The sequence below is a fragment of the Pseudoduganella sp. S-14 genome, from assembly GCF_049913285.1.
Lineage (GTDB): Bacteria > Pseudomonadota > Gammaproteobacteria > Burkholderiales > Burkholderiaceae_D > Rugamonas.
In genome coordinates this window covers 3,684,391-3,708,730 of record NZ_CP183991.1, presented here as the reverse complement: position 1 = coordinate 3,708,730, position 24,340 = coordinate 3,684,391, and the positions used below count along the sequence as shown (strand labels likewise).

At 67.1% G+C, this 24,340-nt stretch carries 21 protein-coding genes; 20 read left to right on the top strand and 1 reads right to left on the bottom strand.

What is annotated here, in order from left to right; genetic code table 11:
• The first annotated feature begins 20 nt into the window (after positions 1–20).
• The 20 genes from tssC to tssA all read left to right on the top strand — a co-directional run bounded on the left by tssC (position 21) and on the right by tssA (position 23,962).
• On the top strand, positions 21–1,511 hold the full coding sequence (gene tssC, locus ACN9MZ_RS16885) for a type VI secretion system contractile sheath large subunit (RefSeq protein WP_426338137.1): 1,491 nt from the start codon (positions 21–23) through the stop codon (positions 1,509–1,511).
• A gap of 67 nt (positions 1,512–1,578) precedes the next feature.
• Positions 1,579–2,064, top strand: a complete 486-nt coding sequence (locus ACN9MZ_RS16880; RefSeq protein WP_426338136.1) for an Hcp family type VI secretion system effector — start codon at positions 1,579–1,581, stop codon at positions 2,062–2,064.
• Positions 2,065–2,074: 10 nt separating this feature from the next.
• Positions 2,075–2,749, top strand: coding sequence for an endonuclease/exonuclease/phosphatase family protein (locus ACN9MZ_RS16875; protein ID WP_426338135.1), 675 nt, complete (start codon positions 2,075–2,077; stop codon positions 2,747–2,749).
• Positions 2,749–3,195, top strand: coding sequence for a type VI secretion system baseplate subunit TssE (tssE, locus tag ACN9MZ_RS16870; RefSeq protein WP_426338134.1), 447 nt, complete (start codon positions 2,749–2,751; stop codon positions 3,193–3,195). Before ACN9MZ_RS16875 ends, tssE begins: the two co-directional genes overlap by 1 nt.
• Before the next feature lie 20 nt (positions 3,196–3,215).
• Entirely contained in the window at positions 3,216–4,970 is a 1,755-nt protein-coding gene (gene tssF / locus ACN9MZ_RS16865) for a type VI secretion system baseplate subunit TssF (RefSeq protein ID WP_426338133.1), read from the top strand.
• Positions 4,958–5,983, top strand: coding sequence for a type VI secretion system baseplate subunit TssG (gene tssG, locus ACN9MZ_RS16860; RefSeq protein ID WP_426338132.1), 1,026 nt, complete (start codon positions 4,958–4,960; stop codon positions 5,981–5,983). The genes tssF and tssG overlap by 13 nt, the downstream gene beginning before the upstream one ends.
• A 3-nt stretch (positions 5,984–5,986) precedes the next feature.
• Positions 5,987–8,620: a type VI secretion system ATPase TssH gene (tssH, locus tag ACN9MZ_RS16855; RefSeq protein WP_426338131.1), complete on the top strand. Its 2,634-nt coding sequence runs from the start codon at positions 5,987–5,989 to the stop codon at positions 8,618–8,620.
• A complete protein-coding gene (locus ACN9MZ_RS16850; protein WP_426338130.1) occupies positions 8,617–10,602 on the top strand; it encodes a type VI secretion system Vgr family protein in 1,986 nt (661 codons plus the stop codon). The genes tssH and ACN9MZ_RS16850 overlap by 4 nt, the downstream gene beginning before the upstream one ends.
• The gene (locus ACN9MZ_RS16845) at positions 10,603–11,316 is read left to right on the top strand and encodes a toxin-antitoxin system YwqK family antitoxin (RefSeq protein ID WP_426338129.1); all 714 of its coding nucleotides are present in this window, start codon (positions 10,603–10,605) and stop codon (positions 11,314–11,316) included.
• Positions 11,316–11,702: a DUF4280 domain-containing protein gene (locus tag ACN9MZ_RS16840; RefSeq protein ID WP_426161778.1), complete on the top strand. Its 387-nt coding sequence runs from the start codon at positions 11,316–11,318 to the stop codon at positions 11,700–11,702. Before ACN9MZ_RS16845 ends, ACN9MZ_RS16840 begins: the two co-directional genes overlap by 1 nt.
• Before the next feature lie 40 nt (positions 11,703–11,742).
• Complete coding sequence (locus tag ACN9MZ_RS16835; RefSeq protein ID WP_426338128.1) at positions 11,743–11,946, top strand: hypothetical protein; 204 nt, start codon at positions 11,743–11,745, stop codon at positions 11,944–11,946.
• The gene (locus tag ACN9MZ_RS16830; protein WP_426338127.1) at positions 11,943–12,812 is read left to right on the top strand and encodes a substrate-binding periplasmic protein; all 870 of its coding nucleotides are present in this window, start codon (positions 11,943–11,945) and stop codon (positions 12,810–12,812) included. Before ACN9MZ_RS16835 ends, ACN9MZ_RS16830 begins: the two co-directional genes overlap by 4 nt.
• Entirely contained in the window at positions 12,809–14,122 is a 1,314-nt protein-coding gene (locus ACN9MZ_RS16825) for a dicarboxylate/amino acid:cation symporter (RefSeq protein WP_426338126.1), read from the top strand. The genes ACN9MZ_RS16830 and ACN9MZ_RS16825 overlap by 4 nt, the downstream gene beginning before the upstream one ends.
• Before the next feature lie 10 nt (positions 14,123–14,132).
• Positions 14,133–15,539 (top strand): cation:dicarboxylate symporter family transporter, encoded by a 1,407-nt coding sequence (locus ACN9MZ_RS16820; protein WP_426338125.1) that lies wholly within the window; start codon positions 14,133–14,135, stop codon positions 15,537–15,539.
• A gap of 8 nt (positions 15,540–15,547) precedes the next feature.
• Positions 15,548–16,051 carry a hypothetical protein gene (locus tag ACN9MZ_RS16815; protein WP_426338124.1) on the top strand — a complete coding sequence of 168 codons (504 nt, stop codon included), beginning with the start codon at positions 15,548–15,550 and terminating at the stop codon, positions 16,049–16,051.
• 14 nt (positions 16,052–16,065) lie between these two features.
• Positions 16,066–17,391, top strand: a complete 1,326-nt coding sequence (gene tssK, locus ACN9MZ_RS16810; protein WP_426338123.1) for a type VI secretion system baseplate subunit TssK — start codon at positions 16,066–16,068, stop codon at positions 17,389–17,391.
• Positions 17,392–17,393: 2 nt separating this feature from the next.
• Positions 17,394–18,170, top strand: a complete 777-nt coding sequence (locus ACN9MZ_RS16805; RefSeq protein WP_426338122.1) for a DotU family type IV/VI secretion system protein — start codon at positions 17,394–17,396, stop codon at positions 18,168–18,170.
• Positions 18,092–22,204 (top strand): type VI secretion protein IcmF/TssM N-terminal domain-containing protein, encoded by a 4,113-nt coding sequence (locus tag ACN9MZ_RS16800; protein WP_426338121.1) that lies wholly within the window; start codon positions 18,092–18,094, stop codon positions 22,202–22,204. Before ACN9MZ_RS16805 ends, ACN9MZ_RS16800 begins: the two co-directional genes overlap by 79 nt.
• 7 nt (positions 22,205–22,211) lie before the next feature.
• On the top strand, positions 22,212–22,868 hold the full coding sequence (locus ACN9MZ_RS16795; RefSeq protein ID WP_426338120.1) for a formyltransferase family protein: 657 nt from the start codon (positions 22,212–22,214) through the stop codon (positions 22,866–22,868).
• The gene (gene tssA, locus ACN9MZ_RS16790; protein ID WP_426338119.1) at positions 22,865–23,962 is read left to right on the top strand and encodes a type VI secretion system protein TssA; all 1,098 of its coding nucleotides are present in this window, start codon (positions 22,865–22,867) and stop codon (positions 23,960–23,962) included. Before ACN9MZ_RS16795 ends, tssA begins: the two co-directional genes overlap by 4 nt.
• A 15-nt stretch (positions 23,963–23,977) precedes the next feature.
• Here the strand turns inward: tssA and ACN9MZ_RS16785 are convergent, their stop codons facing one another.
• Complete coding sequence (locus ACN9MZ_RS16785) at positions 23,978–24,283, bottom strand: hypothetical protein (RefSeq protein WP_426161767.1); 306 nt, start codon at positions 24,281–24,283, stop codon at positions 23,978–23,980.
• Positions 24,284–24,340 lie beyond the last annotated feature (57 nt).

Sequence of the window (24,340 nt, the reverse complement as noted above, 5' to 3'; positions counted from 1 at the left end):
CTCATCAGAGAGAGTCCAAAATGGCCAGTAATCAAGAGGAAGTCCAGGCCGGTGCCAGCACGACCAACCAGGAATTGAGCCTGTTGGATCGCATCGTCCAAGAAGGAAAAATGGCAGTCGAGCCATCGCAAAGCCAATATGCGCGCCAGCTCCTGGGACAGTTCGCTACCCAGGTGCTGGACGAAGGCATGAAGAAGGCGCCCGACGTGGGCGTGGTTGCGATGATCAACGAGCGTGTGGCGCAGATCGACAAGATCCTGAGCGACCAGGTCAACGCCATCCTGCACGACGAGCGTTTCCAGGCCCTGGAGGCATCGTGGCGCGGGCTGCATGACATGGTGTTCGGTACCGAAACCGGGACCATGCTCAAGCTGCGCCTGCTGAATGTCTCGAAAAAGGAATTGTTGAAGGACCTGGAAGGCGCGGTCGATCACGACATGAGCGTGCTGTTCAAAAAAGTCTACGAAGAGGAATACGGCACGTTCGGCGGCAACCCGTACTCGCTGTTCATCGGCGATTACTACTTCGGCCGTCATCCGCAGGACATCGCGCTGCTCGAGCGCCTGTCCAAGGTCGCGGCGGCGGCGCATGCGCCGTTCATTGCAGCCGCTGCGCCATCGCTGTTCGACATGGGATCGTTCACCGAACTGGGCGTTCCGCGCGACATGGCGAAGATCTTCGAAAGCGATGAACTGGTGTCCTGGCGCGGCTTCCGCGATTCGGAAGACTCGCGATATGTCGGCCTGGTGTTGCCGCGCTACGCCGCCCGCCTGCCGTATGGCGCCAAGACCAATCCTGTGGAGCAGTTCGCGTTTGAGGAAGACGTGGACGGCAAGGACCACAACAAATACCTGTGGGCGAATTCGGCCTACCAGCTCGGCCTGCGCATCACCGATGCCTTCGCCAAGCATAGCTGGACCACCGCGATCCGCGGCGTGGAAGGCGGCGGCAAGATCACTGGCCTGACAGCGCACACGTTCAAGACCGACGAAGGCGATATCGCCCTGAAGTGCCCGACCGAGGTGTCGATCACCGACCGCCGCGAAAAGGAGCTGAACGACCTTGGCTTCATCGCCGTGGTCAACTCGAAAGGCTCGGACATGGCCGCCTTCTTTGGCGGACAATCGGTCAACAAGCCGAAGCTGTACAACAAGGACGAGGCGAATGCCAATGCGGCGCTGTCTTCGCGCCTGCCATACGTGCTGGCGGCTTCGCGCTTCGCCCACTATATCAAGGTGATCATGCGCGACAAGATCGGCAGCTTCCAGACCCGCGACAGTGTGGAGAACTTCCTCAATAACTGGCTGAGCGACTATGTGCTGCTAAGTCCCAATGCTTCGCAAGGCGAGAAGGCGCGCTTCCCGTTGTCGGAGGGACGCGTCGACGTCACCGAGGTGCCGGGCAAACCGGGGGCATATTCGGCAACGGTGTTCCTGCGGCCGCACTTCCAGATGGAAGAACTGACGACCTCGATTCGCCTGGTGGCCCAACTGCCTGCGGCAGCGGCCTGATTGATCATCCATCCCGCGCGCGCCTTGCGCCAGTCGCTGCCGCCGCCTTCACTTTACGGAGCTTGCTATGTCAGACGTATTGATTCTTGACCTGGGCGACACCATCAAGGGAAACTGCACTATTACGGGCTTCACCGACAAGATTATCATCAACTCGTTTAAGCACAATGCGATCCTCCCGATGGGCAGGGATCCTGGAAACACCGAACGCACTCTGGGGCGTCCAATGCTGTCAGAAATGACCTGTTCCAAGAGTTCCGATTTGTCCACCACGGAGCTATTCAAGGCCTGCACCCAAGGAACGAAGATTGGGACCGCTAAGTTGAATGTTGGCCGGGTGGAGAATGGCAGGTACATGAATTTCATGACTTACGAAATGAGTAACGCCATGATTTCTCAAATGAGTTCAGCAGGCGGCGGGGGCGCACCGCTTGATTCTTTCTCGCTCAATTTCACCAAGATCAAAGCCGATTTCACCCAGCAGAAGACCGATTCGACGGCGAAAGGTACGGGGACCTGGAACTGGAACCTCGAAACTATGCAGGCCGATTGAGGAGATTCCCATGGCAAACGTAGTCACCTGGAATATGCAGGGCTCGAACTGGACCAGTGACTTCAAATGGTACACTGGCATAGGCAATCTTTTCGCCCATGGCGCGGATATCATCTGCCTGCAGGAGTGTGGAAGCCCGCCAGCGAGTGCTGTGCATGTTTGGCAGTCGCCGCTGGATCCCCAACTGCACATCTTCCAGTGGGGCACGCCTAGGACGCTAAAGTACATCCTGTTTTATCACTGGGATTTGCACGGCAACAGGGTGAATATGGCGATAGTGACGCGCCTACCGATCGCGGCTGCTAACGTACTTCCGGTTTTGTATCCCGCAATGGGAGCTGTATGGCGGCCTGCGATTGGTATTACGATTGGCGGACTCTGCTACTACACCCTACATGCGATCAGCCCCGGTGGCGCAGATGCGGCCGGTTTGCTTGGAGCCATCGCCGGTGTTGCACCGGCAACGGCCATCGTCGCGGGAGACTACAACCAGGCGCCAGTTGCGATGCTCGGAGGTATGTTCAACTGCCCTCCGAATGGACCGACCCATTCAACGCGAGTGATGCACCCCGCAAATACCTATGACTACATCCATTCAAATGTCGGGCTCATCGCAAATGCCGTTGGGATGGTTGTTGGGGGGCTGATCGCGTCGGACCATTATCCTGTCGCATATGCCTTGTGATGAGCGATGTTCCGATGATTCCTCTCTTTGAACGTCTTGCTGGCCCTCGTGAGCCGCTGGGAGATGATCTTTGGGCTGAAAGGGACCTGCAGAAGTCCCTGCTCAATGATTTGGAGAGGCTCCTTAATGCAAGGAATGGATTGACGATCGAGCAGTTCCTGCAAACGGCGCCGACATCGCTGCAATATGGAATGCCCGATACCTTGAGGCTCTCTCCCCAGTCGACGGCAGACATGGCACTGCTGGAACTGGTTGTGGCGCGTGCACTGGCATTTTATGAGCCAAGGATGTCGCAGGTGCTGGTGCAGGCGGGGGCTGATCGGGGCAGGCCAGTTTCGGCATGTGTTCGGATTACTGCTGCGGCTGTCTTTGGCCGACATGAGGAACGCGTGCAATTCGATTGCGTCCTGAATGGCGGCGCGGCGTACCTAGCCGCAGTCGCGTGACTTAACAGGAGGGCTCGTTCATGCGCACCCAGGACGACCTGCTTGAGTACTACCGCCGCGAACTGGCCTACCTGCGCACGCAGTCTGCCGACTTTGCGGCTCGCTACCCGAAAGTCGCGCATCGCCTGGTGTTGACGGGCGACGAGGCGGCCGATCCGCATACCGAGCACCTGATCCAGTCGGTGGCATTCCTGAACGCACGCGTGCACCGTGAACTCGAGCGCGACTTTCCGACTGTGGCCGCTGCGATGCTCGACAACCTGTGCCCAAGCCTGACGCAGCCCGTGCCCGCCATGACTGTCATGCAGATGACGCTCGACCCAAGTGAGGGCAAGGTCACGGCCGGGATGCCGGTGAAGCGCGGCACCATGCTGTCCACCATAGCCGCGACGGGCGAACAATGCCGTTTCCAGGTGGGATGGGACACGACTTTGTGGCCACTGAGGGTCGGCGCCGTCGTGCAGGAAGATCCAAGGATCTTGCGCCTCGACCTGCGGTGCGATGGTGGTATCGATGTGGCGGAACTGGAGCTCGATGCGCTGCGCTTCCATTTGTCGGGCGATTTGCTGACCACGATGCCCTTGCACGAGCTGTTGATCAGCGCACTGGAATATATAGAGGTAGTAGGCAGTGCTGGCGTCTATCGCATGTCTGCGCACCACCTGGTGGACGTGGGCTTTGCCGAGAGCGAGGCGATGCTTGCGCGCCCGGCGCACGCGCATCCTGCGTACTGCCTGCTGCAGGAGTACTTCGCATTCCCGCGCAAGTTTCAGTTCTTCGATTTGGCAGGCTTGCGCGGACGGCTCGGCCGCGGCGACGGATTCTCGATACGCCTGGTGTTCACGCACAGTTCACCGGTCCTCCCGCAACTGCGCCCGGAGAACGTGCTGTTGGGCTGTGTTCCGGCATTGAACTTGTTCCCTGTCACCAGCGAGCCGATCGTCCTGGACCGGCGCCATTACGAATATCTGCTGATTCCCGACCGCCGCCGCGATGCGGTCCTGGAAGTGCATTCGATCGTCTCGGTCAGTGCGGCGGACCCGCGTGGCGAACGCGGCGTGGAGATTCCGAGCGCGTTCGCAGTGACGGAAGGTGGTTCCAGCGGGGCGAAAGTGCGCTGGACGATGCGGCGAGAGGCTAGCCTGCGCAAAGGGATCAGCGGCAGCGACGTCTACCTCGGATTCGTCGACCGCAGCGATGTGCGGGCGGCGCTGGCCGAGCATGTGGTTTACGCCAGCCTGCTGTGCACCAACCGGTTGTTGGCTGAGCAGGTCTTGCCAGGCACGCGCTTCTGGGGCGATGGCGTGGCCACGTCGACTACGGTGCGCGCGGTCTACCAGCCGAGTGCACAGCGTCAGCCGGCCCTGGGCAACGATGCGCTTTGGGCCCTGGTTGCGCTGCTGCGGCTGAACCACCGTTCATTGGCCGATGGCACGAACGGTGCGGCGACGCTGCGCGACATGCTGTCGCTGTTTGCCGGGAGCAGCGCGCGCGACCAGCTCCAGGTGCGGGGCATCAAGCGGCTACATGCCCAGCCGGGAACGGCTCGCCTGGGCGGCGATTCGTGGCGTGGCCATTGCCGCGGTACCGACGTCACGCTGGAATTCGACGCCGCCGCCTTTGACGGAACCTCGCCGTTGGTGCTGGCGGGCGTCCTGGCGAGATTCTTTGCGCTGTACACCACGGCCAATTCCTTCGTGCGCCTGTCGGTACGGCGTGCCGGGGAAACCTGGAAGCAGTGGCCTGCAATGGCGGGGCGGCAATGCCTGACCTGATCGCACAACTGCGGGCTGCACCGCAGGATTTCAACCTGTTCCAGGCCATCAGCCTGGTGGAGCGCAGCGAGCCGGCGCGCAGCCCGGTGGGATGTGGCGTCGGCGCCAACGAGGCGCTGCGGCTGGCAGCGCAGGTGGACATGGCGTTTGCACCGAGCGATATCGCCAGCCTGGGCGAGAGCGCGCGCCCTGGACCACCGCTGACCTTGCGCACTGCGGCGCTGACGCTGGCCGGCGCGCAAGGCCCGCTGGCGGCGCCGTTCACCGAGTTGCTGCTGGCACGCCGCAGGGCGCGCGATGGCGCAGGGCTGGATTTCCTCGACATCTTCAACCAGCGCCTGATCGGGTTCTGGTATCGCGCCCGTTGCAAGCACCACCTGGCATTGCAAGGGACCGCTGCGCGGGCGCCGCTTCCGCGCAGCCTGGACGCCCTGTCGGGACTTGGCCTGGCGGAGGGCGCCCTTGGGCCAGGCGGTGAACTGGCCTGGTTGCGCCACGCGGGATTGCAAGGGGCAGCGCCTCGCTCGCTGGCGACTTTGCTGACGCTTTTGCGCGATCGCCTTGGCGTCGCATTCGAGGGAAGGCAGTTCGTCGGCCACTGGCATCCGCTGGCTGACTGCGACCGGTCGCGCCTGAGGGGAGTTGGCGGCGGCCAGGCGGCGCAACGGCTTGGCGGCGGCGCCAGCCTGGGCGCGCGTGCGTGGGACCAGGCTGCGGGCATTGCGCTTCGCGCGCCATCCCTGGCGCCTGACCGTTTCGCGGCGCTGCTGCCGGACGGCCGGCAATGCGGTTTGCTGGGCTGGCTGGTAGCGCGTCACCTGCAGCGCGATGTCAAGGTGACGCTGGAACTGAAGCTGGCGGGCAGGCCGGAGTCCCGCTTGGGCGCGCAGCATGGGGGCGGACTTGCGCCACGCCTGGGACGCAGCGCATGGCTGTGCGGCCGCGCGGCGCCGTCGGGGCCGGGATGCGAATACCGGGCGGTGCGCTTCGTGCTGCCGGGACAGGGGAGCTAAGGTATGGAAGTCGATATCCGCAGCCTGCTGTCGCGCCTTGACCCGGAATGCCGGCGGGCCATGGACGCTGGCGCTGAACTGTGTGTCCAGCAAACCCATTTCAACGTCGAGGTGGAGCACTTCCTGATAGCGCTGATCGATGGCGCCGCCTCCGAACTGATGCTGCTGCTGAATCACTATGGCGTGAAGGCCGATGCGGTGCGGCGACAGGTGCAGGATTGCCTGGATGGCTTCAAGCGCGGCAACGGTCGCACGCCAGCATTGTCGCCCCATTTCGCTGCCCTGTTCCGCGAAGCCTGGCTGACCGGTTCAATGCTGCTGGGGGCGCAGCAAATCCGCTCCGGTGCTGTGCTCCTTGCCATGCTGGATCTGGACAGCATGCGCGGCATGCTGATCGAGACCGCTCCGGCCCTGCTCGAGATCCCGCGTGAGCGGCTGAAAAACGAGCTGGCTTCGCTGCTGGGCGGCAGCGCCGGCGCCGAAGTGCGGCGCGGAGGAGCGCAGGCGGGCGGCTCGACGCCGGCCCTGGAGCAGTACACGGTCGACATGACGGCGTTGGCGCGCGCCGGGCGCATCGACCCGGTACGCGGCCGTAACGAGGAAATCCGCCAGCTTATCGATGTACTGCTGCGCCGGCGCCAGAATAATCCCATCCTCACCGGGGAGGCCGGCGTCGGCAAGACGGCCGTGGTGGAAGGTTTTGCCCAGCGCGTCGCTCACGGCAACGTGCCGGCCGCGCTGGCGGACGTGCGCGTGTGCGCGCTGGACCTTGCGCTGTTGCAGGCCGGCGCCGGGGTGCGCGGCGAATTCGAGCAGCGCTTGAAATCGGTGATTGCCGAGGTGCGTGCCGCTGCCGTTCCGGTGATCCTGTTCATCGACGAGGCGCACCAGCTGATCGGCGCCGGTGGCAGCGAAGGGCAGGGCGATGCCGCCAACCTGCTCAAGCCGGCCCTGGCGCGAGGGGAGTTGCGCACGATTGCGGCAACTACCTGGGCCGAATACAAGAAACACGTCGAGCGCGACCCTGCGCTGGCGCGGCGCTTCCAGGTAGTGAAGGTGGATGAACCGGCGCCGGAGGCGGCAATCGGCATGTTGCGCGGCATGGTAGGAACGTTGCAGCGGCACCACCAGGTGGAGATCCTGGACGAGGCTGTGCGCGATGCGGTGCGCCTGTCGCAGCGCTACATCGCAGGGCGCCAACTGCCGGACAAGGCGATCAGCGTACTGGATACGGCCTGCGCCCGTGTCGCCATCGCGCAGGCCGGGACGCCGCCCGCGCTGGAGGCGCTTGAGCACGAGATGGTGCTGGCGCAGGAGGGGCTGCGCCTGGCGCGCCAGCAGCTAGGGCGTGGCGAGGGCGATGCCGCCGAAGCGGCGCAGCTGGCGGGCGCCCTGGAACGCCTGGCTGCCCGTCACGCGAGCCTGGTGGCCAAGGTGTCTGAGGAGCGCCGCGCCGTGGAGGAAATCCTGGCGTTGCGGCGCGAGATCGCGGCTCGCGCCGATGCCGGCAACGCCGGTGACGAAGAACAGCAGGCCCAGGCCGCCCAGTTGCAGCGCCTGCAGAAAGGCCTGGAAGCGATACGCGACGATGAACCGCTGGTGCCCGTGTGCGTCGATTCGGCCATGGTGGCGGGAGTGATCGCCGGCTGGACCGGCATCCCGGTCGGGAAAATGCTGGCCGACGAGGTGCATACGGTACTGGAGCTGAACGAGCGCCTGTGCGAGCGCATCGTCGGGCAGGACCAGGCGCTGGACACCATCGCGCGCCGGGTGCGTACCCTGCGCGCCGAACTTGACGATCCGGGCAAGCCGGCCGGCGTGTTCATGCTGGTAGGCCCGAGTGGGGTGGGCAAGACCGAAACCGCCTGTGCGCTGGCCGACATCCTGTATGGCGGCGAGCGCAATATGATCACGATCAACATGTCTGAATTCCAGGAGGCCCACACCATCTCCAGCCTGAAGGGCGCGCCGCCCGGCTATGTGGGCTACGGCAAGGGAGGCGTGCTGACCGAGGCCGTGCGGCGCCGGCCCTACAGCGTGGTCCTGCTGGACGAGATGGAAAAGGCCCACCCGGATGTGCTCGAACTGTTCTTCCAGGTTTTCGACAAGGGCACCATGGAGGACGGCGAGGGCGTCGCGATCGATTTCAGGCACTGCATGATCCTGCTCACGTCGAATGCCGCACAGGATGTGATTACCGGTGCCTGCCACAACGGTGCAGTGCCGGATCCTGCCGTCCTGGTGGAGTTGCTGCGGCCGGCCCTGCTGCGCCAGTTCAGCCCTGCCTTCCTTGGCCGAGTCGTGCTGGTGCCCTACTATCCGCTGGACGACGCCGGCATCGGGATGATCGTCGACATGAAGCTGGCCAGGCTGGCCGAACGCTTTACCGCCCACCATCGCGCCCGTTTCAGCTGGGACGATGCGGTGACGACCGCGATTGCGGCGCGCTGCACGGAAGTCGACAGCGGCGCGCGCAATATCGATTTCATCCTGACCCAGACCGTGTTGCCGCAATTGGCCAGCCAGGTGCTGGAACGGATCGCCACCGCTTCGGCATTCTCGGCCGTGCACATGTCGGTGGCGGGCACGCAGTTTTCCTATAGTTTCCGTGACAGTCCGATCGGGAGGGCGGCATGAAAACCGGCTTCAAACAGGCCGGCGGCCTGATGCAACTGACCTCGCCCTTTGGCGCCGACGACCTGCTGCTCGATAGCCTGGCTGGTAGCGAAGGCTTGTCCGAGCTGTTCGGGTTTACCCTGCATATGCGTTCCGCCAGCACCAGCCTGCGCGCGGCCGCCGCCGTCGGCAAGGAAATGACGGTCAGGATCGGCGGCCCTGGCGGCACACGCTACATCAGCGGGATGGTGATGCGTTTCGTGCAAAGCGGCGAGGATGAGGATTTCGCGCTCTATGAAGCAGAGCTGGTGCCGGCGCTGTGGAAGCTGACCCTCTCGCGCGACCGCAAGATCTTTTCCAATCTGGGCGTGGACGCGATCATCAAGGACGTACTAGGTGGATTCGGCGTGGCCTTCGAGTCCCGGCTCGGCAAGAGCTATGCCAGCCGCGAATACTGTGTGCAATACGACGAAACCGCCTTCGACTTCATTTCACGGCTGATGGAACAGGCAGGCATCTGCTACTTCTTTACCTTTGCCGCCAGCGGGCACACCATGGTGCTGGCCGATGCATCGAGCCAGTTTGCCGACTGCGCCGGTGCTGCGAAGGTTCGCTTCTGGCCCGAAACGGGCATGCTGCGACCGGTCGATGCCGTCTCGCGTTTCGCACATGAGCACCGGATCGTGCTGCAGCAGGCGACCGTCAGCGATTATGACTTCGTCACCCCTGACACCTCGCTCGAGGGCAGTTTCCAGGCAACGGCGGGCATCGGCGCGAGTTATGAATTCGCCACCGGCCATGGCACGGTGGACGCCGGCCGGGCGTTGGCCCAGTTGCAGGTGGAGGAGAGCCAGTGCGCGTCGGAAGTGCTGCACGGAGACAGCTTCTGCTATCCCTTCTGCGCTGGAACGCGCTTCACGCTGGCCGGGCATTTCGTCTCCGCGCTGAATGCCGATTTCGTGCTGCGCAGGGTCCGGCATACGGTGCGTGACGACGTATACAGCAACGCTTTCGAAGCGTTTCCCGGCGCCGTGCCTTTCCGTCCCCCGCGCCGGGCGCCGCTTCCCCGTGTGGCCGGCTGCGAAACGGCCATGGTGGTGGGGCCTTCGGGGGAAGAGATCTGGACCGACAGGCACGGCCGCGTGAAAGTGCGCTTCCCGTGGGACCGCGCGGCCGCCGACGACAAGCGGGCGCCATGGATCCGCGTGGCGCAGGCCGCGGCGGGCAAGGGCGTTGGCGCATTCTTCCTGCCCCGCATCGGGCATGAAGTGGTGATCAGCTACGTGAACGGCGACCCGGACCGGCCGCTGGTGACGGGCAGCGTCTACAACGGCAACAACGTGCCGCCGGCAACACTGCCGGCAAACCAGACCCAGTCCATCTTGCGCACCTTGTCGTCGAAGCAGGGCAAGGCCGGCAACGAACTGCGGTTCGAAGACAAGAAGGACGCCGAGCAGCTCTACATGCATGCGCAGAAGGATATGGCGGTGGAGATCGAGAACGCCCTGGCCACGACGGTAAAGAAGGGCGCGGAACTGCATACGCTGGAAGAGGGCGACCGTACCATCGTCCTGAAAAAGGGCAAGGAAGTGCACCAGGTGGCCGGCAGCCGCGAACTGGCCGTGACGGGAGCCGAAACCCACGCCAACGAGGCCGCGTTCACCCATACGGTCAAGGGCGATTACCAGCTGACGATCGACGGCAGCCTGACCATTTCCGTCAAAGGCGGCATCAAGCTGGTGTCGGAAGACAGCCTGGCGCTGGAGGCGGCAAAAGCGCTGTCGGCCAAGGCTGGCACGGAGTTGAGCAACAAGGCCGGTACCGCGCTGCAATGCGAGGCAGGCACCGACCTGGGGTGCAAGGCAGGCAAGGCGCTGCAGTTGCAGGCCGGCCTGCAGATCGACCACAAGGCCCCCATCATCAACAGCAAGGCCGATGCCACCCAGACGGTGGAGGCGGGGGCGGTGTTGACGCTCAAGGGCGCCATGGCGAAGGTGAATTGAATGGAATCCCCACTGCAAACCGCCGGCGATAGCGCAGTGCCTACGGTAGTCGAGGAGCGCGACGCCGACGGCAACATACTGCTGCGCAGCGCCATGGCCAGCGGCGTCCTGCATGGCCCGCTGGAGCAGTTCTGGCCCGGCGGCCAGCTGGCGATGCAGGCCCATTTCGAGCACGGCAAGCTGCATGGGCCGATGACGCTGTACGACGCCGACGGCGCCCTGGTGCAACGCAGTGCCTTCCAGCGCGGGCTGGCGCATGGCCTGGTGGAGACCTATGTGCACGGCCGGCGGGTGATGGCGCAAACCATGGCCGAAGGCGTCGCCAGCGGGCCTGCGCTGTCCTATGACGAGGCAGGCCAGGTCACGGCGCGCCTGTCGCTGGAGTCGGGCCAGATCGAAGGGCCGGCTGCTTTCTTCCACGAAGGCCGGCAGGTGCGCAACTCGGTGTACCGCAGCGGCTTGCTGGAGGGCGAGTCGGTCGACCTGGACGCGGAAGGGCAAGTGGTGCAGCGCTGCAGCTACCGGGCCAACCTGCTGCATGGTTCGCTGCGCCGCTACTGGCCCAACGGGGCGCTGATGGAGGAAGTGCTGTATCGCGACGGCGTGCCGGTGGGGCCGCCGGTGCGCTTCAATGCGCAGGGTGGGCGGCTGGGCAATGCCGAAGCGGCGCCGGCCCTGATGGAACGAATCAAACGACTACTGAGGGGTGACTGATGGGACAACAAGTATGCGCTGGAGCGATGCTCAAATGCTCGTTCGGATTGGCGCCCGGCACGCTGATGGTGCCGCCGGCCAGCCAGGTCGTGTCGACGATGCCCGATGCGAATGTCATGGATTGCAAGCCGATGGTGAACATCCTGCCGTTCGGCATGTGCACTTCGCTGGGCAATCCGCAAGTGGCGGCGGCGACGGCTGCGGCACTGGGCGTGCTGACGCCGATGCCTTGCGTGCCGATGACCAGCGCGCCGTGGATGCCCGGCTCGCCGACAGTCCTGCTGGGCAAGCTGCCGGCGCTGAACAATGCCTCCAAGCTGATGTGCATGGCCGGCGGCGTGATCGAAGTATGCGTGCCGGGACAGGCCACGGTGTCCGTGCCCTGAACCCGGATACGGACAGACAGGTGCGAAGATGGAATACCGATTGAGCCTGACACCCCGCTTGCTGGCAGTTGGATCATGCGGCGTCGTGGCCTTGCTGGTGCTGATGTTTGCGCTGGGCTTCCAGGTCGGCGTGCGCATGGAGGAGAAGGGCGCACGTGCGCCGCAAGTCCTGGCAGCGACGCCGCAATCCGCCGCCCCGGCCGTGGCCGCGCCGCCGGCCCCGGTCGCGCAGGAGGCGCCATGAACGCCCGCCTGGCACGCCTGGCATGCCCGGTGCTGCTGGCCATGGGCCTGATGTCCGCGCCGGCAATATCGGCGGCGGCAACCACCAGTGCTGCGCTGCCGCCGGCCTCACCGCTGGTGCGCACGGCCGATGGCCGCCTGCTGGCGCCCGATATCGCCCGCATTGTCGAGCGTGGCGAGCTGGTGATCGCCATGTACCAGGTCGACAGCCCGCCGTTCTACGTGCAGAAGGACGGCGTGATGAGCGGGATCGACATCGAGCTGGCGCAGGCGATTGCCGGGGAACTGGGCGTGACGCTACGCTTCGACCGCAGTTCCAGCAGCGTCGATGCAGTGGTGGAAATGGTCGGCAACGGCCAGGCCGACCTGGGCATCAGCCGCCTCGGGCGCACCTTGCGGCGCAGCCAGATGGTGCTGTTTTCGACGCCCTACCTGGTGCTGGGCCACGCCATGCTGATCCACCGTGTACGCTTCGCCGAAAAATACGGCAAGCAGCCGTTGAAGGAAGCCATGCGCAACTTCGAAGGACCGTTGGGCGTGATGGCCAACACATCGTGGGTGGAGTTCGCCCGGCGCGACTTCCCGGCGGCCCGCTTGCAACCGTATCCCACCTGGCAGGCGCTGGTCGATGCGGTGCGCCGCGGCGAAGTGCTGGCCGCCTATCGCGACGAGCTGGCAGTGCGCGAGGTGCTGGAGCAGGACCCGCGCCTGGCGCTCAGCCTGCGCACGGTGACATTCACCGATGCGCAAACGGCGCTGAGCGTGATGGTGGGCGTGCGCGACGGCACCTTGCTGGCGTTCGTCAATGAGGTGATTGCATCGCGCGCCGGCAGGCGCCCTCCCGGCGACAGGAGGATCAAGCCATGAGCGCACTGGCCCAGCTTGCCGGCCCGCTGCCCGCAGCTGCCTGGCGGCGCGTGCAGTCCCTGGCCATCAATCCTTTGGTGGTCCTGGCCTGCGTGCTGCTGGGAGGGGCGATTGGCTGGGCCGCTCCGGCGGCCGGCCTGCGCCTGGCGGTAGTCGGCAGCGTCTACGTCAACCTGCTGACCATGGTGGTGCTGCCGTTCATGATGTCGGCCGTGGTGCTGAGCCTGCAGACCCTGTACCGCGAAGGCGGCACCGGCAGGATTGCGCGGCGCGTGGTGCTGGTGTTCGTGCTGCTGGCACTGGCGGCCGCCGTGCTGGCTACTGCCGGCACGCTGGTGCTGCACCCGGGCGAGAACCTGTCGGACGCCACAAGGCAGGAGCTGGGCCAGCTGGTTGGCGGCGATGCTGACCAGACCAATACCGCCATGGCCTTGCACCAGGCGGATGTCGCGCCGCCGGCGGCGACGGCGCAGGACATCGTACGGCGGCTGGTGCCCTCGAATATCTTCGCGGCCCTGGCCGAAGGCGAAACCCTGAAAGTGCTGGTTTTTGCGTTGTTGTTCGGGGTATCGGTCGGACAGGTTCCGGAGCGCATCGCCGGCGGCCTGCAACAGGCGCTGCAATCCGTGTACGAAGCCTGCCAGACCCTGACGCGCTGGATCAACCTGCCGCTGCCGCTGGTCGTGGTATGCATGACAGCCGGCCAGGTGGCGCATACCGGCGTCGTTGCGATGGCGGCAATGGCCGGCTATGTGCTGGGCTTCCTGTTCGTCAGCGCCCTGGTGATCTGCCTGGCCGTGCTGTTGCTGCGCCAGCGCGCAGGCGGCGAGCTGAAACCGGTGTTGAAGGCCATGCGCGAACCGTTTGCGCTTGGCGTGGCAACCAACAACAGCGCCGCCTGCATGCCGGCGATGGTGGAGGCGCTGGCGGGCCGCCTGGGCTTTGCGCGGGCCCGCGTGGAATTGCTGGTGCCGCTGTGCACGGCCCTGCTGCGCGCCGGCCCGGTCGTCTATTTCGTCAGCGGCACCATGTTCATCGCGGCCCTGTACGGGCGTACGCTCGGGCCGGGAGAACTGGTGCTGCTGGCAGCGGTGGCGGCGCTGACCGGCTTCGCTTCGTCCGGCATGGGCGGGGTGGCGACGGTAGCGCTGATGGGCACGGTCTGCGCGTACTTCTCGCTGCCGTTCGAAGCAGCTTTCGTGCTTTTTGTTGCGGTCGATCCGCTGTGCGCGATGGCGCGTACCGCAGTCAGCGTGCTGGTGGGCTGCGCTGCTGTGTCGCTGATCTGCGCTCGGCCGCTCGGCTTGTGAGGGACATGCCATGAAAGCACTGCACGCCATCCTGCACCAGCCAGCGGCCTTGCTGGCAGCCATGCTGCTGGGAGCGTGGTGCGGGCTGGCCTGGCCCGCCGCCAGCCCGCTGTTTGCGGCGCTGGCGGCACTCTACCTGTCGCTGGTGCAGGCTGCCACGCTGCCGTTCCTGGCCTTGGCGGTGTACTTCGGCCTGCAGCGCAGCGTTGCCGGCGGGGCGCCTTGGGGGCGCCTTGCCTGGCTGCTGGCGGCGGGGCTGGCCGGCATGCTCGCCTGTGCGCTGGCGGGAGCCCTGCTGACCAGCGCCGCGGCCGGTGGCGCCGGCATGGCCCCGGACCAGGCGGCGGCGCTGGGCCGCCTGACAGCGCGTGCTGAGATCGGGGCGCCGATCAGCCTGCGCGGCGATGCGCCGCCGGCGGCCATGCCGGCGGCGCCCGACCTGGTGCCGGCCAACCTGTATGCCGCCCTGGCGGCCGGCGCCGTGCCTTCGGTGCTGGTGGGCGTGATCCTGTTCGGCGCCGCGGTCGCCGCACAGAAAGTGGAGAGGGCGGCGCAACTTGGCAGCATCCTTGAGGCAGTCTACCGCGGCCTGGAAGGGGTGATCGGACTAGTCAATACCGGCCTGCCGCTGATCGCCTTCGTGCTGGCGGCGGCCGCAGTTGGCGCCGCCGGCACGGAAATCAGCCTGCTGGGCGGCTTCCTTGGAAGCTGGGCCGTGGCGGCGCTGCTGGCATCGGGCCTGGCGCTGGCGGCCCTGTGCTGGCGGCTCAAGTCGGCGCCGGCGCCGGTGCTGACGGCATTGCGCATGCCGCTGACAGTGTGCCTGTTCTCGCCGGTAGGCACGGCCGCGCTGCCGGAATTCATCGAAGCGCTCAGCGTACGGCTCGGCTTCCCGCGCGGCACGGTGGAATTGCTGGCTTCCGCATTTCCGGTGTTCGCGCGCAGCGGCGAAGCGCTGTTCCATGCGGTGCTGGCTGTCTACGCGGCCAATATCTACGGCCATGCCCTGGCCTTGCAGGACCTTGTGCTATTGGCCCTGTTGTCCTGCTGGTTCACGCTGGCCACCAGCGGCCTGCCGGGCGCCAAGGCCGCGCTGTGGTCCGGCGTGCTGCAGGCGCGCTTCGGGCTGCCGCTGGATGCCCTGTTGCCCGTCCTGGTGGCAGTTGAAGTGCTGTGCGAAGGCACCCGCAGCCTGGTGTCCTACCTTGCCGCGGCAGCCCTGGTGGCCCTGTCTGCCGAGCCGGGACGCTTGCCGGCGGCAACGGCGCGCGACAGCGTGCAAGGGGCGTCCGTGGTGCTGGTGCTGGGGCGGCGGCAGGCGGTACTGAGCCTGCTGCTGTTGGGCGGCACCTTGCTGCTGGTCTTTTGCGCCGGGCTCGGGGCCGGCCTGCGCAAGCACCTGCTGGCCACTTTTTAGGAGATGCCATGAGATACGCGAATCCTGCCGCCCACCTGCTGGCGGCGTTATTGGCGGCCGGCGTGCTGGCCGCCTGCGGCACGCTGGCCAGCCTGGCCGGCGGCCCGCGTCCGCAAGCGCCGCGCTGGCAGACGCTGGCCCTGGCCGCCGCCGACAATGCCAATGGCAATAGCGCGCTGGCGGTCGACGTGGTGCTGGTCAAGGACAAGGGCGTGCTCGATACACTGGCCGCCATGCCGGCCGCGCGCTACTTCGCAATGCGCGCCGACCTGCAGCGCACCTTTCCCGAAGCGCTGACCGTGCTGGCGGTGGAAATCACGCCGGGCCAAGTCATCCAGCTCGAGCCGAAGCGCTTCGGCGCGGAACGGGCCTGGGCCGCGCTGGCCTTCGCCAACTATGCGGCGCCGGGCGAACACCGCGCACGGCTGCTGCTCGAACGCGGCGGCTATGTCCTGCAACTGAACGCCCAGGGCTTTGTCGCGAGCGACATCCGGCCCGGCGCCGCCCACTGAAAGAAGGAGCCGCCATGGCCGAAGCACGCTTGTCCGAACATATCCAGTGGCATGAAGGAATGCTCCTGGCGCCCCAGCATTTCCAGCAGGAGAGTGCGCGCGTCGACGCGCTGGTGGGCTGGCAAACCCTGGCCGGCCAGCCGGCCGCCTGGGGCGTGCGGCGGCTGGAAGTCGACGAAGCGCTGCTAGGCAACGGCCTGCTGCGCATTACCGCCATCGAGGCCATCCTGCCGGACGGCATGGCGGTGCACTACGACGCGGCGCTGGCCCAGGGCCATGCGCTGGAGCTGGACCTGGCTCAATATCGCAACAGCATGGAACAGCAGCCATTGCCGGTCTACCTGGCCGTCGGCAGCGCGCGCTCGCTGCGGCTGGTGGGCCAGCCGGCCCGGTTCCGCCGCATCGCGGGCAGCCTGGTCGAGGACGAAGTGTCGGAGGCGCTGGCCGAAGAAGTGCCGCGCATGGCGGCCAACCTGGCGCTGATGGCCGGCACGACGCCGGGCGCCGCCTACGTCTCGCTGCAGCTGATGCAATTGATGCGCGAGAACGAGGCGGTGCGGCGCGCGCCGTTCTGGCCGGCGCAGCTGACGGTGGCGCCGCAGGCGCCGCTGCTGGAACGTGCCAAGGCGCTTGCGGCGCAGATGCGCAGCAAGGCGCTGTTCCTGGCACGCCAGAGCGCAGCCGGTTCTTCGTTGCCGGAAGAGAGGCTGGCCTTGCTGGAACTGCGCTCGCGCCTGGCCAGCCTGACGCTGCACTTGCCGCTGTTGGAAGCAGCTGTCTTCGCGCCGCAGGTGCAGCCCCTGCCGCTCTACCTGGCGCTGTGCGCGCAACTGGGGCCGCTGGCTGCGCTGCGTCCCGGGGCGGTGCCGCTGGCGCCGCCGGTGTACCTGCATGCGGACAGCCATGGCGCTTTCGAACAGGTGCTGGACAACCTGGAAGACCTGGCCGGGGAAGTGAGCCAGGAATGGCGCAGCCACACCTTCCGCGACGAGGGGCGGGTATTTGCCTTGCCGATCGAGGAAGCGTGGCTGGGTGCGCGCCTGGTGGTGGGCTTGCGCGGGCAGGACGAGCGCGGCTTGCAGGACTGGATGGAACGCGCAGTGATCGGTTCGCGCACGGTATCGACTTCGCTGGCCGAACGCAGGGTGCCCGGCGCGGCGCGCTGGCTGATCGACGGCGCGCCCGAACTGGGCCTGCGCGGCGGCGCCGGCTGGAGCCTGTTTGCCATCGAAGCGGCGCCGCAGTTCATCGTGGCGGGACAGGACCTGCTGCTTAGCAACCAGCTGGAGCACTCGCAAGCCGGCCGCCCGCGCGAAGTGGTGCTCTTTGTGAAAGACTGATCATGACCAGCTACGACACCAGTGCCGGCGGCGACGACTTTGCCTCGGCCCAGATGCGCGCCTTCTTTGGCGCGCTGCAGCAGGAGGTGGCCGCCGCCGTGCGCCTGGCTGAAGGCGAAGGCCGCAGCGGGGCCGACGCCCTGAGCCAGCGCCTGTGCGCGCTGGTCGAGGAACAGGCGCGCGAAGCGGGGCGCGTGGCCGGCCGCAGCGGGGCCGACGCCGCGGCGCAGGCACGCTACCTGAAGGCGGCACTGGCCGACGAGATCCTGCTGCATACCGACTGGGCCGGACGCCAGCATTGGCAACATGTGCTGCTGGAGGCGGTGCTGTTCCAGACCAGCCAGGCCGGCCAACGGGTGTTTGCCGACATCGACCAGTTGCTGCGCGAACGGGAGCCGGCCCAGCGCAGCCAGGCGCGCATGTTCCTGCATGTCCTGGCGCTGGGCTTCCAGGGCAGCTATCGCGATGGACCGAGCCTGGCGCCGCTGGCCGCCTACCGCCGCGAGCTGTTCCAGTTTGCCTACCAGCGCGCGCCGGGACTGGGCGGGCGCGACGCGGTACTGAGCGGCCAGCCATATGCCAGCACGCTGGCCCACCTCGGCACGCGGCGCCTGGCAAGCCTGAGCCGGCGCTACCTGGTGCTCGGACTGGTCCTGCTGATCCTGCTCGGTCTTTCCGAAGTGCTCTGGCTGTGGCAATCGTGGCCGGTGCGCGAGGCGCTGGCGGCGCCGGCCATGGCCTGGTCGGGCGCTCGGCCGGCAAAGGGGCTGCCATGCTGAACTTCCTGTCCGATAACCTGGCCATCGTCAGCCTGCTCCTGGTGACGCTGCTGGTGCTGGCCTTGCTGGCCGTGGTCGTCAGCGCTGCCTTGCGTGCCCCCGGCCAGGACGCGGCCGCCGCTGCCGCGGCGCCGAAACTGGCCAGAGATTCGCTGCGCCAGTCGTTCCGCACCGCGCTGGAGCTGATCGAAGCCAATCTTGCCACGCGCGCTGAACGGTACAAGCTGTGCTGGACCCTGGTGCTGGACGAAGGCAGCGGCACCGGCCTGCCGCTGGCGCAGTCGGGACTGCCCAGCGCCCTGAGCGCCGACAGCAGCCAGAGCGCCGCGGCGCTCGGCGTAGGCTGGCACTTCTTCGATCAGGGCGTGGTGGCGCAACTGCAGGCCAGCCAGCTCGGCTCGCCCGACCCGGACAGCGCGGCCAATACCGGCATCTGGGACGACTTCATCGCCCTGTGCCGCAAGTACCGCCCGCAACGGCCGTTCGACGCCATCGTGCTGGCCCTGCCTTGTTCGGCCCTGCTGGCCTCGGATGCGCAAGGCCAGCAGGAACTGGCGGCGCGCGCCAAGGCCATCCATCGCCGCCTGTGGCTGGCGCAGAACCGCCTGGCCCTGCGTTTTCCGTTGCACATCGTGATCACCGAATGCGAGCAGGTAGCCGGTTTCGCCAGCTTCGCCGCCGCCTTGCCCGAGGCGCTGCGCCGATCCATGCTGGGATGGGCGGCGCCATATGAAGTGGTGGCACCGTTCCGCGAAGCCTGGGTCGACGCGGCGATGGACCAGGTGACGGGCAGCGTGGCCGATGCCTGCGCCGAACTGTGCGCGCTGGAGGGCAGCGATGGCGGCAGTTCCGCCTATTTCCTGCTGCCGGCGCAGCTGGAACGCCTGCGCAGTGGCCTGAAGCTGTTTTGCGGGGAGCTGATGCGCCCCAGCGCCTACCACGAGCCGTTCCTGCTGCGCGGCATCTACCTGAGCGGCGATTGCAGCGCCGCCTTGCCGGCGGGCCAGGCCAAGCCGGCGGTGGAGCAAGGCGCAGCGCCGGCAGGCCACGGCATGCCGGCCTTCCTGCGCGATATTTTCGAGCGCAAGATCTTCGCGGAAATGGGCTTGTTGCGCGGCGCTTCCCGGCCGCGGCGCCCGGCGTTGAGCCATGCCGGCCGGCTCGCGCTGTGGGCGGTGCCGGCCGCGTGGGGCGTCGGGCTGGCCGTCGCCACCGTGCAGCTGTCGCAGCAAGGCGGCGCTGCGCACGACTACCTGCTGCGGCAGTCGCTGGCGGACAGCGCGGCCGACGCCGCCAGTCCCCAGGCAGGCCAGCAGCGCACGGTGGACGCCTTGCGCAGCCTGGAACAGCTGGGAGCGCGCCGTTTCTCCTCGGTCTTCATGCCAGGTTCCTGGGCGTTTTTCGACAAGCTGCATGGCCGCCTGCAACAGCGCCTGGCGCAGGACTTTGCGCAGCACGCTTTCGAGCCCCTGCGCCGCGCCGCGCTGGCGCAGGCCTCGGCCCTGACCGGCGTGCCGCGCGACCCGGCGGGGCAGTTGATCCCCGGTGCGCAATGCAGCCTGCCGGCGCGCTGGAGCGAGGCTGCGGGATCGGCGCGTGCACTGAACCTGGAAGACTTGCCGCAATACCTGGGCATGCTGCAATACCTGGACCAGCTCGACCGGCTCGACGGCGCGCTGCAAGCCTTGCGGCGCCTGCAGGACCCGGGGGCGGCGCCGGCTACGGGGGACGACCTGGCGCTGGCGGTGCGCGTGCTGCTGGGCGTGCAACTGCAAGGCCTGCCGCCACGCACGGCGGCGATGTTCCGCGCCACGGCGCAGCAGTTGCCGGCCCTGGACCTGGCGCCGATGCAGCAGGCCGCACGCTGCACGCTGCAACTGGCCAGCCATGCGCTGTATCGCCGCCTGTTCGATGGCAATGGCTTGCTGCGCGCCGAACAGGCAGTTGCTGCCAGCACGGCTGGCCTGCTCGACACCGCGCCGCGCTCGCCCGAACTGGCGGGTCAGCTGCAGCTATGGACAGCCCTGCGCGGCGCGCTCGATGACGAGAAGGCGATGCTGGCCACAGCCAAGGGCGGCTGGATGCGTGAAGGCACGGTCAACCTGGGCGCCACGCACGAGGCGCTGCTGGCGCGCATTGCCGCCAACGGACTGCTGGGCCCTGCGCTCGCGCGCGACAGCAAGGAGCGCGCGGCGCAGGGCTTCACCCGCTTCAAGGCCGCCTGGGACGGGCTGCTGGCAACGCCGCTGGCGATCGACGGCGGTAGCACCGGCCTGGCCTGGACCGAGGGACACTGGGCCTTCACGCCCGAGCGCAAACTGCTGCACGAGACGGTGACGGCGCTGCTGGCGCAGCCTTACATGAAAGAGGGCGCGCCGGCCCGCTTGCCCGACGTCCCGCCCGGCGCCACCCTGGCCTGGGACAAGGGCCAGCTCGAACGCGCAGCCAGCATGGCTGAGGCACGCAAGGCCTTCCAAGCCGGCAGCTACCTGCACTTGCCGGCCCCCTTGCAGCCGCCCGCCGCGGCGCTGGTCGACCTCGCGCTGGCCGACAGTACCCACCATGCCCTGGCGCAGGCGGCCAGCATTGCGCCGGCCGCCTTGCCCAGCGCCGCCAGCGACGCCGAACGCGCCGCGGCACTGCGCGTGCGGGCCTTCCTCGAAGAACTGGGCGCGCGCCCTGCGCTGGCCGAACTGGATGCGGCGCTGGCGCGCGACGCGCTGACCCGCCTGCAGCGCATGGACGACTATTTCAGCGCAGCCGAGGTGTTCCAGCCGCGCGAGCGCAATTTCCAGTCGTGGAAGGGCGGCAAGGGGGCGCTGGCCGATGCCTTTGCCGGCGGCGACGCCGGCGCGCTGCCGGACTACGTGGCGCAACAGCTTGAATTCATCGAGGTGGCGGGCAAGCAGGTGGAGGGCGTGCTGCCTCTGGCCGGCGCCACGGCGGCGGGCGCGCCAGCGGTTGCTCGTTGGCAGGGCATCGCGGCCGACCTGCGGCGCTACCGCCTGAAGAGCCCGACCAGTTCCCTGATCGCGCTGGAACAGTTCATCCTGCTGGGCGGGAGCGAGATCGACGCCGGCAATTGCCAGGACAAGCTGGCAGGGCGCGGCACGCCGCGGCGCGGCGCCGACCTGTTTGCCGAGCGCCTGGCCAGCCTGCAGGACAGCCTGCTGGCCCGCTGCCGCGAGCTGTCGGCCCATCAGTACAGGGCGGAATGGGAGCGTTTTGCCGAGGGCTACAACCGCGACCTCGGCAGGCGACTGCCGTTCGCGGCCTGGCCCGGCAGCAGCGGCGATACGGCGGCTGCCGCCGTCGACGAGGTGGGGGCTGCGCTGCGGCAGTATGAACGGGTGCGTGCCGCCGCTGCGCGGGCCGAGCGCGAGCCCGGGCGGCCGGTTGCCAGCGCCGCCGTGCGGCAGGCCGACCTGCAATGGCGCCGCGTGCGCGACGTGCTGGCGCCGCTGTTCCCGGCCGAGGAAGGCCAGGCCGGCGGCCTTGACGTAACGGCGCAGTTCCGCGTCAACGTCGCGGCGGAAGCGGAGGCCAACAAGATCATCGAATGGAGCCTGGCCATTGGCGCCAGCACGGTGCGCCAGGGCGAAACGCCGCGCGCCTTGCGCTGGGAGCCGGGCATGCCGGTGCTGCTGTCCTTGCGCTTCGCGCGCGACGGCATGGTGCAACCGAAGGCGGAAGGCGGCCATCCGAACATGACGGTGGAGGCACGCACCGTCAGCTATCGCTTCGACGATCCGTGGGCCCTGTTCAGCTTTATCGGCGCCTACCGCGACGCCGACACCAGTGCCGGCGACGGGCGCGTACCCTTGCTGCGGTTCGAATTTCCGCTGGCGCACAGCGAACCGGCCGCACCTGACACGCGCGCCCGCGTGTTCGTGCGCCTGCTGGTCAGCGCCCCCGGCAAGCGCGCGCCCCTGGCCTGGCCGCTGGCGTGGCCGACGCATGCGCCGGCGTGGGAAGAACCAGCGCGGACCACCGAGCCGCCGCGCCGCACGGCGCAGGCGGCGCTGGGCGAGTGAGCGTGCCATGGACATGACCACTCCGGTCCGGATCGCGGTATTCGGCAGTTTCTACCGCGGCTTCCACGTGCTGAGCGAACTGCTCAAAGGCCCGCTGGGCCGCCAGGTGCTGGTTGCAGGCGTCGCCACCGACGACGCCGCGGCCAGCTTCGTCAATCCAGCGCGGCGGGTGTGGGCTTACCCGCATGGCGCTTGCGAGGAAGCGATGGTGGAGCAACTGGCCGGCGCGCATGGGCTGCCGGTCTACAAGGGGCGGGTGAAATGCGAGGCTTTCTACCGCCTGTATGAAGAAGAATGGCGGCCGGACCTGTGCATTGCCGCCACGTTCGGCCAGCGCATCGATGCGCGGCTGCGCAGCTATCCCCGCCATGGCTTCTATAACCTGCATCCCTGCATCGACGATGGCTGGCCGTCCGGCTATGCGGGGCCGAACCCCTTCCAGGCACTGCTGGATGACGGTTCCGACCACGCCGTCATCGCCTTGCATGAGGTGGACGAAGGCTTCGACACCGGCCGCCTCGTCGCGCTGTCGGAGCGCATCTATTTTCCACCCGGCGCCTCCGTGGTCGACCTGCACAAGAGCACCTCGCCGCTGGCGGCCAAGTTCCTGGTACAACAGCTTGGCAAGCTCCTTGCCGGCACTTCACAAAAGGCAGAGCAATGAAAGCGATTCCCGATTTCCTGGTCAGCGCCTCCGAACAGCAATTGCTCGACGAATTGCTGGCGCCTGTGTCGCAGGACGCGCCGTGCGGACCGCCGGCGCGCGACGATGCCGCCTTCACCGAGATCCGCCTGCTGCGCGAAGAAGACGACCCGAGCCTGCCGATGGGCCAATGGGAGCGTCCGTTGAAGATCGCGCAGTGGCAGCAGGTTGCCCAGCGCTGCAGCGCCATGTTGGCCACGCGCTCGAAAGACTTGCAGCTCGCCGCATGGCTGACCGAAGCCTGGATGCGCCAGCGAGGTTTCGTCGGCCTGTTGCACGGCTTGCGCCTGCTCGACGCGCTGTTGCGCGCATATTGGCCGGCGCTGCATCCGCTGGTCGAAGACGACGGAGATTGCGATGCACGGCTGGCGCCCCTGGAATGGCTGAACGAATCGCTGAGCGTGAGCATCCGCGTCCAGGCCCCATTGCTGTCGCTCGATGGCTTCAAGCCGCCGCGGGTCACCCTGGCGGAGTGGGAGTGCCTGGCGACGCCGCGAGAAACGCCCAGCGCAGGACGCGACGGCCTGCCTGCGGCCACGCGCGGCGATATCCTGGCCGCCGGCGCAGCGCAGGCGGCAGAGCTGGCCGTCACGCTTGCCGCTGTAACGCATAGCCTTGATTACCTGCATTCGCTGTCGGCCATGCTGCACGCGCATCTGCAAGACCAGGCGCCCAAGCTGGGCAAGCTGCAAAGCGTGCTGGAAGCGGTCCAGCGCGTGCTGCAACAGATCCAGCCCGGCAAAGAGGAGGAAGAGGGCGCGGCACCGGCTGCAGAGGAATCGGCGCTAGCAGTGCAAGCGGAAGCAGCGCCGGCGCCGCCGCCAAAGCTGGACCCGATCGTCGTCGGCCAATGGCGCGATCGCAACGAAGCCTATGTCACGCTCGATGCACTGGCCGACTACCTGGTGGCGGTGGAGCCGCATAGCCCGACGCCATTCCTGTTGCGTCGTGCCGCGCGCTGGGGCCGCATGCCGTTGCCGGAAGTGCTGGCTGAAGTCATGCAGGAAGAAGGAGACCTGAACCGGCTGATGAACGTGATCGGCATCAAGTTCTAGCCTTGGCCCAGGCGCTCAATTTGCCAGGTGCGCAATCTCGAGCGAGCCGTGTTCGTCGAAGATCGGGCACTGTTCGGCCAGGGCAACGGCCTCGTTGAAATCGGCGGCCGCCAGCACCGAGTAACCGGCCAGTGAACTGCTGGACGATTTGGGGCCGGCGAGACGGGTGTCGATGTCGACGCTGGCGTGGGTCAGGCTGCCGCGGTCGAGCAAGCGGGCGCCCAGCGAATCGAACCAGCTTGCCCAGCGTTGCGGCGCATGCTGCCAGGCCTCGGCCGATCCGTCTGGCGCGCCGCGATAGACGAGCAGGAATCGCTCCATAGCGCCTCCTTGATCCAAACAAAGCTTCGATGCCTAAATCTTAGCAATTGCCTTGCA